This window comes from Vibrio sp. QJM3NY_15 (assembly GCF_057785995.1).
Window position 1 is genome coordinate 1,105,089 of record NZ_CM173518.1, and the last position, 12,809, is coordinate 1,117,897.

Annotated in this window: 11 protein-coding genes; 1 reads left to right on the top strand and 10 read right to left on the bottom strand. The window is 44.9% G+C overall.

The annotated features are described in order from the left end of the window. Window positions 1-58 precede the first annotated feature (58 nt). From AC3CKG_RS21275 to AC3CKG_RS21290, 4 genes are all read right to left on the bottom strand, one after another. Window positions 59-1,192: a lipocalin-like domain-containing protein gene (locus AC3CKG_RS21275; RefSeq protein ID WP_488529300.1), complete on the bottom strand. Its 1,134-nt coding sequence runs from the start codon at window positions 1,190-1,192 to the stop codon at window positions 59-61. Continuing rightward, a complete protein-coding gene (locus AC3CKG_RS21280) occupies window positions 1,192-3,732 on the bottom strand; it encodes an ABC transporter permease (protein ID WP_488529301.1) in 2,541 nt (846 codons plus the stop codon). The genes AC3CKG_RS21275 and AC3CKG_RS21280 overlap by 1 nt, the downstream gene beginning before the upstream one ends. Then, entirely contained in the window at window positions 3,719-4,456 is a 738-nt protein-coding gene (locus tag AC3CKG_RS21285) for an ABC transporter ATP-binding protein (protein ID WP_488529302.1), read from the bottom strand. The genes AC3CKG_RS21280 and AC3CKG_RS21285 overlap by 14 nt, the downstream gene beginning before the upstream one ends. 422 nt (window positions 4,457-4,878) lie before the next feature. Further along, a complete protein-coding gene (locus tag AC3CKG_RS21290; protein ID WP_102560424.1) occupies window positions 4,879-5,208 on the bottom strand; it encodes a winged helix-turn-helix transcriptional regulator in 330 nt (109 codons plus the stop codon). 89 nt (window positions 5,209-5,297) lie between these two features. On the opposite strand from AC3CKG_RS21290, the gene AC3CKG_RS21295 reads away from it, so the two are divergent. Then, window positions 5,298-5,585, top strand: coding sequence for a YciI family protein (locus tag AC3CKG_RS21295; RefSeq protein WP_102560636.1), 288 nt, complete (start codon window positions 5,298-5,300; stop codon window positions 5,583-5,585). A gap of 325 nt (window positions 5,586-5,910) precedes the next feature. On the opposite strand, the gene AC3CKG_RS21300 is transcribed toward AC3CKG_RS21295, so the two are convergent. The 6 genes from AC3CKG_RS21300 to AC3CKG_RS21325 form a co-directional block, all read right to left on the bottom strand. Continuing rightward, the gene (locus tag AC3CKG_RS21300) at window positions 5,911-7,815 is read right to left on the bottom strand and encodes a bifunctional metallophosphatase/5'-nucleotidase (protein ID WP_488529303.1); all 1,905 of its coding nucleotides are present in this window, start codon (window positions 7,813-7,815) and stop codon (window positions 5,911-5,913) included. A 290-nt stretch (window positions 7,816-8,105) separates the two neighbouring features. Beyond that, window positions 8,106-9,095, bottom strand: coding sequence for a zinc-dependent alcohol dehydrogenase family protein (locus tag AC3CKG_RS21305; protein WP_488529304.1), 990 nt, complete (start codon window positions 9,093-9,095; stop codon window positions 8,106-8,108). Window positions 9,096-9,115: 20 nt separating this feature from the next. Further along, window positions 9,116-9,904 (bottom strand): phytanoyl-CoA dioxygenase family protein, encoded by a 789-nt coding sequence (locus AC3CKG_RS21310; protein WP_488529305.1) that lies wholly within the window; start codon window positions 9,902-9,904, stop codon window positions 9,116-9,118. Window positions 9,905-10,160: 256 nt separating this feature from the next. Next, a complete protein-coding gene (locus AC3CKG_RS21315; RefSeq protein ID WP_102340494.1) occupies window positions 10,161-11,279 on the bottom strand; it encodes an HlyD family secretion protein in 1,119 nt (372 codons plus the stop codon). Then, complete coding sequence (locus AC3CKG_RS21320; RefSeq protein WP_102291407.1) at window positions 11,279-11,587, bottom strand: DUF3302 domain-containing protein; 309 nt, start codon at window positions 11,585-11,587, stop codon at window positions 11,279-11,281. The genes AC3CKG_RS21315 and AC3CKG_RS21320 overlap by 1 nt, the downstream gene beginning before the upstream one ends. Before the next feature lie 174 nt (window positions 11,588-11,761). After that, window positions 11,762-12,661, bottom strand: coding sequence for a LysR family transcriptional regulator (locus tag AC3CKG_RS21325; RefSeq protein ID WP_017108982.1), 900 nt, complete (start codon window positions 12,659-12,661; stop codon window positions 11,762-11,764). Window positions 12,662-12,809 lie beyond the last annotated feature (148 nt).

The following is a 12,809-nucleotide window of genomic DNA, read 5'->3' on the forward strand; positions in this document are numbered from 1 at the left end:
TGGTAAAACTTGAATAGGCGCATAGTACGGTATTAAGAAAGTGTTCGTGCCGGTCTGCTTAATATCCCGTCAACTCCATATAGCCAGACCCAGAATGAGAACCTTTAATAACGATTGGCCCTTCCCAATAGGGCACTGACAGCGGCATTTTTGCTTCTGGATTGAGTGCCGAGACGGTCAGTTCGATTTGTTGAGTGGGAATCGAAACTTGCCACTCTGTTGGGTAGTCACGCCCATCGATTTCAATTTGCCTGATGGCGGTTAAGCTGATGTCTTGTTGCTTAATCGCGATGCCGGATCCATCTTGATTCATCAACCTTGCGTCAGAATAACTGGCTTTGCCTGATGTTGAGTTGCGAAGCTGAAATACCACCAAACTGGTTTCATCACTCAGCCTTAGCGCAAACCAATCCCAGCCTTGTTGTGAGTCGAGTAAGAACTGCGAGCTCCATTCTCGGTCTATCCAACCTTTACCAGACACCTGATGCGTGATGCCATCAATGGTTACTTCGCCTGATACATCGATGAATGGTTGGCTGTAGTAATAGGAAGCCACTTTGCCATCGCCACTTTTGGTGCTGTAGCCTTGCTCGCCTTGCTTTTGATAAGGCGCGTTACTGGTTAACTTAAGCGAGTAGCCAAACTGATCGGAATTAGCGTTCAAGGTTGCGGGGAATAGATCATTGCTTGATGAGTTCCATTGCCAATCATCGAGATAGACACGAAATGGCGAAGCGCTTACACCTGCCAGTTCAGCTTGGTCACGTGACCACTTCTCATCAGCGTAGTGTTTGTCTTTAGTGGTGACAGCACTGTGCGCCATGTAAATCTGCTGGCTTTGCCACGTGGTTTTCTTAGTACCATTGCCACTGTCCTGTGGTGCAGCCGCGAAGCGGAATTGTGTCCACTGCACGCCCAACGTATTGCCTTCTTCATCAATTAAGTTTGCGGTTAAGTACCACCATTCATGACGAAAATTAAGGTGTGCTTGATGGTCGGCAGGGAAGGTGATGTCGACACCTTTTACTACTGGTGTGAATTGCTCCGTCTCTTTTTGTGTTTCATTATCGGCTTGTGTTCCAGTGCCGAGTATCGAACCCATATTTTGAGCGGTTTGTTGTGTGGACTCCTCACACCTTAAAAGGAGCAAGATGCCAAGTGTGAGAACGAAAACTCTCATTGGTCGATTCATCACAACACCTCACTCTGTAAACTGGATACCACGGGTTTACTGACCAAACGCCACAGCGGAATCAAGGTCGCTATCACAGCGACTAAAATGGTGATGACTGCGATGCTGAGTGCATCACTCCAATTCCACACGTAATTTAAGCTCCAACCAAAGGCGCGCAGGGTAACGATGTCCGTCAACACATAACCGACCATAGCGCCGAGTGGTAAGGCGATAACCAGAGTAAAAGTAACCAACACGACAATTTGCCCGATCACCATCGCCATCAATTTTTTCTTACTAACACCGAGCGCATACAGCCTTGCAATGGCGGCTTTGCGTGCATCGAGCAACATGAAACAGGCGCAGAACAACCCAATCACCGCCACCATTAATGTGACGCCATTAAGCGCCCGAGTGATGGCAAAAGTTTGTGAGAAGATATCTAAAGCGATCGATTTGATCTGCGCTTGATCGTAAAGCTGACTTGGGTGCAGGTTCAGTTGCTGGCGCAGGTGTTCGTACACCACTTGTGGGTCCCCAGATACTTTGATTCCCAAGCTGGTGGGTAAGTCAGTAAATCCGCTTTCGAGCCATAAATTAGGTGCAAGCAACACTTCACCATTCGGTGAGCCGTAATCGTGGAAAATCGCCCCGACGATGAGTGTTTTGTCTTGGATCGCGTCGAGCTTGAGTTGACTTCCAAGGGACAGGCCGAGCTTCACCGCCGTAGGTTCGCTGATTGCCACTAAGTCACCTTTGTAAAAGCGCGTCCAAAAGTTATCAAGGTGGGATTGGAACACCATGGTTTGCTCAAGTGTGTCTTTGTCTTTGGTGCCGAGCAAAGTGGGTAATCCCTGCAAGTTATCATCGACGTAGTATTGCTTATAGACGGTTTCAACGTTCTCAAACTGTTCTAACGCACGCTCCACATTGGCGATTTCACCTTGGGCAGGGCTAACGTAAATATCGGCATGTAAGCGCTGTTCAAGCCATTGCTTTAACGTGGATTCAAAGCTGCCGACTAAGGTATTCATTCCCATGTTAGCGGTAACCGCTAGAAGCAGCGCCATCATGGCAAGGGATAGGGGAGATATTAGCTCTCTCAGTTCAGCAAAAAGATATTGTATTAACCCTGACTTGCTGCGCTGTTCGCTCCAATTTGCTAACACGCTGAGCGTTTTGGGTAGATATAAAGGAATCGACACCACTAACATTCCAAGCCAGGCCATGGTGAAGCGATGATGTTCGCTGAGCCATAACCCCGCTAACGCGATAACCGTCAGCACCAAACCGATAGTAAACAACTGGTTTTCGTTTGAAGCCTCTGGCGCTTGGTAAAAACCACCATGGGAAGAGAGTGGTTGTCGAATACGCTGCTTAAAGTGTTGCCAACATGCAACTAACGTAGCCGCTAACGTGAGTAATAAAGCCTGCACTAGCCATTGCCATTGCCATGTGCCGGGAAGCAGTGTTGCACCATAAAGTTGCTCAAGCGTTATCGCGACGGTTGGATGCAGCCAATGGCTGAGTTGAATGCCGAGAATGAAACCAAGTGATGCGCCTAGTGTGACTAAAACCGTGAGCTCGATTAGCAGAGCAGAAAACACGATGCTTGGCGCAACTCCAGCTTGTTGAATTTGTACCAACAGCCGATTACGCTTGAGCAAACTGTACTTCACACCGTTGTAAGCGATGAACAGACCAACCAAAAAAGCCAGTAAGCTCATAGCGGTAAGATTGAGGTGAAAGCTGTCGGTAATTGAACCGAGATCCGTGCTTTGGTTGTTGGAAATCCATTGCCCCTGTTTGCCGATAAGGCTTCGCCACTTATCCTGAGTATTGCTGTTAGTGTCGCTCTTAGTGTCAAAAATAGCGATATAGCTCAGTTGTCCTTGCTTGTTAAGCAGTTGCTGAGCGAATCCAATATCCATCAACATTCGGCTACCCAATTGCCATTTATCTGGTAGCACTGCTACTTGGGTGAGCACTTCATCCAAAGTGAGCGTGTCTACTTCTCCCAAATTCTGGTGTTGTGACTGGCTCATCATCACGATGGGCTTGCCAGCTAACAGTTGAGGAAGCGGTAAGGCGCTGTCGAACAGGGATATGTTTTGACTGTCTTCTGAGGTTCTAGCGTTTTCGGCTAGCTTGTCGTTAGAATAGCGAGATCTTGAGGTGAGAGCTGCGATCAACTCACTGCCTTGTACCGACCAACGACGGCCTTGTTCGTCCCTTACTCTCCCTTCAATCACAGGCAGTGCTGCGCTTAATCCATTCTGTCTTAGCTTGAAATAGAGCGCTTCCGGCAAATAGTTTTGCCCTGCTGGTGGAATGATCAGGTTCTGCGCTTGGGCGCTAAGTTGTTCGGTAGATTCTGCATAACTGCGCTTGGCATTGAGGTTGATCGCTTGCACCGCGACAAACAAAGTGACTGCTAGCACGATGCCGATCAGAATCGCTGCGGCTTGTAGTGGCGATTGACGATAGTGTGCCGCGAATAGATTCAAGGTGAGCTTGGTGTGTGGAAGCCAAGTTTGAGCGAACTTAACTTGCTTCATTGGATTGCTCACAAGATTGGTGCTGATTCAGTTTTAGATCAGCGTTCTTTAAAGCACCATCATCTAATACCAATTGTGTTTGCATAAAACTGGCACATTCCGGGCTGTGCGTAACCAAAAGCACGGCAGTGTTACCTTGCGTGGTGATCTCACTCAGCAGCTTCATTACCTCAATGCCAGCTTTGTGATCTAGGTTGCCAGTGGGCTCGTCGGCAAGCAATAGTTTGGGTTTATGGGCTAGCGCACGCGCTATTGCGACTCGTTGTTGTTGACCGCCAGAGAGTGCAGATACATGCCTATCGAGCAATTCACTGATGCCTAACGCTTCCACTAAGTAATCGCACCAGTCGCCCCATTTTTGTTGATTTAAATGGAGAGGGAAGGCGATGTTCTGTTTTACGTTGAGTGGGGTCAATAAGTTGAACTGTTGAAAGATAACGCCCAGTTTTTGATGGCGGAAACGGCTCCATTGTGGATCTTTCCAATTTGATGTGTTCTCGCCATCGAGCCACAATTCTCCACCAGATAATTCGCCACCGGATAGAGGTTCAAACCCCGCAATGATATTCAGCAGAGTACTTTTTCCGCTGCCACTCGCCCCTGTCAAAGCCACGCTTGCCCCTGTCGCCAAAGCGAAGTCGACATTTTCCAGCACGTGATGGGTATCTTTACCATCAACAAAGCTTTTGCTGGCATGTGTGAGTGTGACAATTAGGCTTTCCATTACCTTTCCTCATAACCAAAACTAACCATCAAAAGGTGTCGTTACTTGTGGCAATTACCAAAGCGACAAGCTCTATAAAACTGTAGACAACAATTTCAAATATTAGAGCGATTTATATCGAATTATTAATAACTTGTACTTCGATAAGAGGGAAATAGATCAGTGTACGGATGAATACAGATGTTAGTGAGAGTTTTGAGTCGCTAATGAGGCTTTTGAATTTATCGTCGGATTTCGTCCAACAACTTGCCTACCATCTTTAGTTTCTTTCTACTGTATATACAGTTTATTAAGTTTGAATGTGGTTTGAGTATGGAAAATTGTACATAACAAATGCTTTAAGTCTGATTCGCAAATGCGTGCTCAACTCGCTAACACTCAAACATGGCATAGGCCTACTCACGGTTTAAGTAGGCGCTAGGCTACTTTGATATTTTATCTTCCCACTCAGCAGCCCAATCTCTCAAAGGGTTAAGTGTCTTCATTAAGGACAATCCTAATTCTGTTAGTTTATAGCCTTCTGATGTTGTAAAAATCAATTCAGCTTCAGTCAATTGCTTAATCCTAGTGTTTAAAACAGAAGGAGACATACCGTCACATCGTTCTTGTAATCCTCTAAAACTTAAAGGATCGGAGTTAAGTTCCCACATGATCCTCATATTCCACTTTCGGCCTAACAGATCGAATACAGCCATGATTGCTACACCCGAATTCGAGCCTCTTACTAATTTTTTAGGTAATGGTGTTGTCATAAATGTTGCGCTTCTAAAAAAGTAGCGATATAGTCCGCTACGAAATGAGTAGCAATTTTATATTAATCTATATGAAAAGCGAGAATTATATGTATCTAGTAGATATGACTTTTATTGACATGGCAAAAATAACTCCGGAACTAACTAATAAGCATAAGAATTATCTTGAACAAGAATATAAATCAAACAAGCTAGTGTTTGGCGGAAGAAAAGTACCTAGAACTGGGGGCATACTTATTTCACAACATGCGAACGAGAGTGAGCTTGAACAAGTTTTAGACTCAGACCCATTCGTTACAAGTGGAGCTGTAACTTATTCAATCACTGAATTTATTCCTGTAATGGCTTCTAAAGCTTATGAGGGTATCGTAGCCTAACAAGAGATCATGGCGTCAATAGTAACTTCTGACGCTATTGTTATCCCACATTACACCGCCTTTGAGTATCTAATTTAAGAGAACAACTATCTTCTCATGTAGGTAATTATCGTTTAAGGGTTCAACATACTTTTCCTAATCTGAGAGAAGCGTTTTAAAGCAACTGACCTAACTCATTTCTGTCCAACTATGAGTCAGTCTTTGCGGCTCATTCATCCAATATCACCCGTTTTACTCAGTACAGATATGATGTTGCAGGACGGGAACGACAACGACCTAACCACGCTCTAAGCGTCGTTAAGTCGTTATTGGTTGAGGTCAGGGATTAATTGAGCGCTTCAATCAGAGTGATTTCGCGTTTGATTTGCTTACTCTCTTGCTCAGTTGCCTGCGCCAGTTTCTTTTCGCGTGTGGTTATGGCTGTTTGTTTGGCTTCGTCAGATTTGAACATCAGTTCTTTTACGTTGATAGAAGCGATGTTTGTGTAGCGGCCATCGTTACTGGTTGGGATTGATATGGTTTCGTCATTAATCAATGACTTTACGATCTCACGCTGTTCATTGTAACGACTCTCTAAACCAGAAAGAGCCCAACGTTGTTGAGGTTTACCTTCATACTGACCGTTCTTTTCTTCTTTAAGATACTTGATGGTCATGTTACGGATCGTGCCTGCTTCTTCTCCATACTCTGCTTCCGTATCAAAGAGTACAGGGAATGATTCACCTTCTAGCACGCCGCCTTTCTTGGTTAGATGACCCATTCGATAGCTATTCATACCAATACGGATTTCTGTTTGATCAGTAACCGGTGTGCCATCTGCAAACGCGAGGTTGGTGATGCGTGTACCTGCAGGCTGAGTGAGGTCGATGGTATAAGTTACGCCCGCGAAGAAGTCATTGGTCGAGTATTTTGATGCTCTGCGCTCGGGATTAAAACTGTAGGTTACATCGCCAGGTTGTACTGAGTTGAAGTAGCCCGCGGACCATTCCATGTAGGTTCTCAGTTCTTTGCCTGTCATCTGGTAGACAGTGATTTCGCCACCTGCGTATTGGTAGTTGTACGCGATGTCTTTGGCTTTGATTGGGCCAACATCGAGCTCTGCATTGTCGTTGTCTATTTGAAGTGCGATGACATTGGCTTTGGGTGCATAGAAGAAGCTCGCTTCTTGGTATAGCGCACTGATGCCTGTGTCTTGAACGTGGACTTGAGGGATACCGCGGATTTCATTTTCAGGGACTAAATCAACGCCGGTAAGCTGAGCGACTGGTCTATTCGCCATTTCTCGGAGTTGTTTATGATAAGGCTGGTATAGCTCGTCCATATTCTCGTCAGAATCTATACCTTTAATTTTATAGGTGAAACTGTCTTTGTTAACGAGAGTGAATGTGTCATCGCGCTCTTCAAATTGAAGATCGATACGAGATAGGGCACGGCCATATTTGTCGGGTTCAGTAATGATAACGCCATTCACAATGGCCTTGTCGATGCGAGTGTGCATGTGGCCAGCGACGATGGCATCAAGCTCTGGGTTTGCATTGGCAATGTCGGTGACACCAGTGTCAACAATGTCATTCTCGTTCTCAATCCCCATATGGGCAACCAATACGATGGCATCCACTTTATCATCAATTTCTTTGACGATTTTCTTCACTTCCAAGGTTGGGTTAGTGAATGTGACGCCTTCTAAACGGTTGGTACCTTGCGCAAAGACCTCCGTCATCGGGGTATCCATTCCTATGACACCGATCTTAATGCCACCGCGTTCTAGGATGGTGTAACCAGGCAAGAATGGGTTTCCGTTTTTGTTCTTGATGTTGCCACCGAGAGACTGCCCTTTAAATTGCGTAACGGCTCTGTTGAGTGTTTTAAGGCCAAAGTCAAATTCGTGGTTACCCAAAACCCATACATCGTATTTCATGTGATTAAAGCCAAGCATCATTGGATCAACGGGCTCGTCTTTGAAGGTTTCAACGAAGTTGCCTTGGATGGTGTCGCCAGCATCGACAAGGATAATGTTAGATTGCTCTTTGCGGATCTCACCAACCTTGGTCGCGATTTGACTCAAACTACCACGAGTGTTGAGTTTATCTGCCGCGTAATCCCACGCCATAAAATGACCGTGGATATCTGAAGTACCCAGTATCGTGACATCGTGTATGTCGCCATCAGCTGCAAAAGTTGGAGAGGCTAGAGAGAGTAGAATGGCGCTTGATAGTATGTGTCTTTTCATAAGTATGTTCACATCGTGGTTTTAAGTATGACGCTACCATATAGAATCGATGTGACCTTATGGGTGATCAGTGTCATATTTATAGTGATGTAACTTATTGATGTTTCAAATAAATGTGACTCATGACCATCTCGCAACAATTTAAGTTACAGGAAAGCCACCACAACTTTTCGCAGCCTTCTGATTTTCTGAATCAAACTTTCTAAGCGATGGTGTATTAACAAGCACGTTTGTAGGCTGTTGAACATCTTGCCTGTTGAGATAAACAAGGTATATCGTCCAACTTTTACTTACTGTGGAAGCAATATGATCTTGCCATCTAATCGTGTGGTTTTCGATTCAATGAGATCAATCGCGGTTTGCACTTCATCGAATGGTAGGTAGCGGTCGACGTCGAGCTGAATGTCGTTTGTGATGAGGTGATCTAGCATGCTTGTGAACGTATCACGGCGAACATCTTTGCCTTCAGCCTCTTCCCAATAACGTAAAAAGAAGGTACTGAAATCGATGTCTTGGCTTTTCGCGTACTCAAAGAAGCGTGGCTCGTAAAAATCCAGCGACAGCGTCCCATAGTTGATAAAGCGCCCATTGTTGCCAAGGGTGTGAATAAGATCGGTTCCGGGTGAACCGCCAATCGCATCAAAGGCAACGGTTGGCATAGGCAAGCCTAACGCCTTAATTTGAGAAACTAAATCGTCGTTTGCATCTAATACCCAGGTTATAGCAGTTGGGTATCGTTTCGGCTGTGATGTAACGACAATGATTTTGAAGCCGAGTGATGCTGATAACTGGGATAATATCTTACCGATGGCTGAGCAGCCTGCGTTGATGATCAACACATCTTCTTGGGTCAGCTTAGCTACTTCTGTCGTCAACACCCATGCGGTTAGCGCATTAATGTACAACTGGCAGGCGTAGCCATTTTCTAGATGCTGAGGAATTTGGAACAGGTCATCTGGTGATACATCGACATAGGTCTGCCATGTTCCACTGGTTGCCACAAGCACGCGCTGGTTCACTGCAAACTCAACATTGCTGGACTCTACAACTCTTCCGACCGCTTCAAATCCCGGAACTCTCGGCGGCTGGTGGCTGTGCTTGTACTGCCCAACACCATAAATCGACAACAGATCACTAGGATTGATGTTGGTCGCCTCAACTCTTACTCGAACCTTATCCTTATCTAGTGTCCCTAGAGTGACATGTTCTAGCTTGAGAGACTCCTTCGGCTGACCGAAGCGGAACTGGCTAATTCGGGTATTTTGCTTAGTGTCAGTCATGGTTCGTGCACCTTTGTGGTTTATGAGCACTGCATCGACTTTAAGTGTAGCGTGTTCATAAACAGTCTAGGATCGGTAATCTTGTTCAACATTGATGGAGTTGGTAAGCAATCGTCATCGACGTAGTCGACATAATCGGCCGCAGAATCAAAGATCAAAATATCCAAGGCCAAACGATCCAATCCGTATCTACCTCGATGGATCATATCCGCTGAAAACACCAAGAAGTCGCCCGCTTCTAACGGTATCTGCTTGCCACCAGAGATATCATCACTGCTCACTTTACCATTTTCTTCTTGGCGAACGTTGTATTCTTCTTCATTGTCCCAGCGTTTGTGTGTTCCGGGGATAAGCTCCATGCCGGGTTCGTCAAAAATAGGGACTCGCAGGTGCAATACTTGGGTTTCCATGATGACTTTCATCTGGTCATCAATGTCATAGTCGTATTGACAGTCGCGATGCCAGAAGTCTTTTTGTTGCGGGTTCACAGGGTTGAAAAACAGCTGTGTGTTCATGAAGGCAGGTTTGTTCGGTATCACCGCATCGACCACTTCCATCACTTTTTTTGAGCTGATGAAGTCAAACAGTACGGTTCTATCGTCGGCAGGTAGATACTCGCTTCCGGTAATCAAAGATGAGTTAAAGGCCTCTTCTTGATAGAACTCTTCGTTGTCTGCTTTCCATGATTCATGGAATTTCAGCACGACTTTTCTAAGCGATGCAATTTGAGCTTCATCGAAATAATTTCTGATAACAAAGTAACCATGTTCGTCGTAACGGTTACTTAATTGTTGGCTGTTTTCTACCACTGACTACCTTCGTTCATTCTTTACCAAGTAATAACCACAGATTTCTTGGGCGCATAATGCCAGACAGTCGTCATTCAACCAAGTAACTTAGGTTTTCCTTCTTACACTTACCTCTATGTTTACATCAAACAATGCGAGCGCGACAAGCACGCTCTTTACAGTTGTATTTGTGATGTGCGTTGAGTTCATTCTAGTTATCTTTACGGGTTTGAATTCAAAAGCATTAAATTCGCAGTTATTGATTTGACGCTAATTGTTAACCTTCAAAAACCCAGTTTTGCCAGCTTTGCATACGTAGAATCACTTTACGCACGATAGAGAACATTTCCCATTTCGGTGAATACACGGCGACATGCGCATCTGTTCCTGCAGGGATAGGTTGACCATTCAATAGCTCTGGTTGAACAAGCTCAACTTTCACTAATACGCGACCACCGACTCTCTGAAGAGGATCATTTAGATTACCCGAAGGTGTGACGGCACCTTGTTTGAAGATGTCCAATACATCCACGACTTTTGCTCGGTAAGCGTGGCCGGGAATCGTTTTGAAGGTCACTTCTGCTTCGTAGCCGGGTTTGATATAGCGCGCTGGGTTTTGTTTGAATGCTGCGACAATGGTTTTAGATTCGTCATGCACAAACGTTAGGTTCCCTTGGAAAGGAACGACACGGCTTTTCATGCCTGGGCGCAACGCTACCTGTGTGACATAGCCATCTGTTGGCGCAACAACCAATGTTTTATTGAGGTCGAACTGAGCTTTATCGAGCTCGGCAAGGTGAACCTTTTTTGCGGCCAATTGTTGTGCAATCTTCGAATCCGCCACGTTAAGTTGAATATGGTTTTGTGCCTGAACTGCTTTGAGCTCTGCAATGGAGTCGGTAAATTTGTCTACTTTTGTTTGAGAGGCAAAATCACTTTTTGCCAGCTCGATAAAACGGCTTAATTCTTTTTCATTGAAGACAAGTTGAGCTTGTGTTTTTTTGATTGATTCGCGGATGTTTTGCTTTGATAGAAGCAGTTCATCAATGGCGGCTTTCGTCGCGGTTACTTCCGCTTTGGCTCTGTCTACACTTGCTTGGAATGGGGTCGGATCTATTTGGTACAAAGGGGCTCCTTTCTTCAAAGCAACATTACCTTGCACAAAAACATCGGTGACTTCTCCCGAAACTTCGGATGTGATTGGGGTGGTAACACTATATACACCAGCGACTCTTGCTACTGGCTGATACATCGCCATGTATAAGAATATCCAACCTACCAAGAAGGCTCCGATGACAGTCGCGGTTGTAATTGTCCATTTGTTTTTAGGCAGCTTTAATACACGGAATACAATCACACACAGTGCGATATAGCTTAAAATTATCAAGGTTTCCATTACTGTTCCCCCTCGGTTTTTGCTTGCAGCGCATCGATACGTTTTTCTAGCTCATCGAGCTTTGATTGTTCGGTATTCGTTGCTCTCAAAGGCTCACTCAACATGGCCCAAACCCAAAGTAGTGGCCACATTACATGTAAGAAAAAGAGGCTGACCCAGCCCGCTACGTGGATGGCATCTTGATGGGGGTGATTGCGTTTTACAGCAATTTCATAAGGAATATCGTGAATAACAACGAGTCCGTACACTAAGATCAGTAGTACGAGGATCAAAATACCCAAAGATAAGTAATCTAAAGTAAGGTTCATAATGTTCTCTCTATTACAGATGAAATCGACCATTAATTTCAGCAGAATTAGAGAGCATAAAAGTTAACCCTTACCCAATCGATAGGGTAAAGGTTAAATGATATTTAAGTATTACTTAATCCAGAGTGCGTTTTGGCTTAATTAGAGAGATAAGGGGCTTAATTAGAGAGGGGGCTAAGTGAGGGATTGAGTGGCGGAAATCAATGCGTCGCGAAACCACTTATGTCCGTTGTCATTCCGTTGAGAGTGATGCCAAGTCATATAAATGGGCACTGGCTCAGTGGAAAATGGCAACTCAACAATTCGATATTGATCGTTTTTGGACACTTTCTCTGCAATGGAACTCGCTGTTACACACAGCCACTCTGTCTGGCTAGCCAATACCAATCCAGTGAGTGCGGAACTTGTTTTGTAGGCGACCCTTCGTACGGGCAACGGTACGTTACTGACCGAATCAAGGGTGTAGTTATTCATTCTTTGTGTTTGCCAAATGATGTGTTCTTCGGCAAAAAATTGCTCCATCGTTATGCTGCCTTGAATGCGAGGGTGACTTGCATTCAGTACTACTACAAGGCGTTGTTCAAACAGCTTCACGTTGTCGTAACCATGTTCTTCTAGGGGAACGGTAGACAAAATAACATCGACTTTGCGTTGTCTTAAATCGGCTTGTCGTGATTGTTCATCAAGGTGTTCAATGTCAGCTTCCATATTGGTATTGGGAGCATGCTCGGTTCGATACTTGGTTAGTTCGGGAACGACCAATATATCGATGTCTTTGTGGCTGGATATTCGGAAGGTACGGCGACTATTTTGGGCATCAAAATGTTGGCGAGACTTAGAACCATTCAAGAGTAAATTCAAAGGCTCTTGCACTTCTGCATGCAACTCAATGGCAAAGTTTGTTGGTGCAATTCCACGTCCTTCGCGTATGAACAAAGGGTCGTTGTATTGTTCTCTTAATCGGTTGAGGGATTGGCTTACCGCCGGGGCTGAAATGCCTAATGCTTCCGCTGCAACGTTCACACTGCGAGCTTTCATTACCGCATCTAGGGTTTTGAGAAGATTGAGATCCATTAAACAAACCATTTAAGCTAACGTTAACAATAATTAGATTATGGTTGAATCTAAGCTTAATACTAGTCATCGAAGCCGTGCGAATCGATTTCCTGACAAGAAATTAACTGTAGTGCTGAACTGCTTGATTGTTGTTGCTTTCTCAACG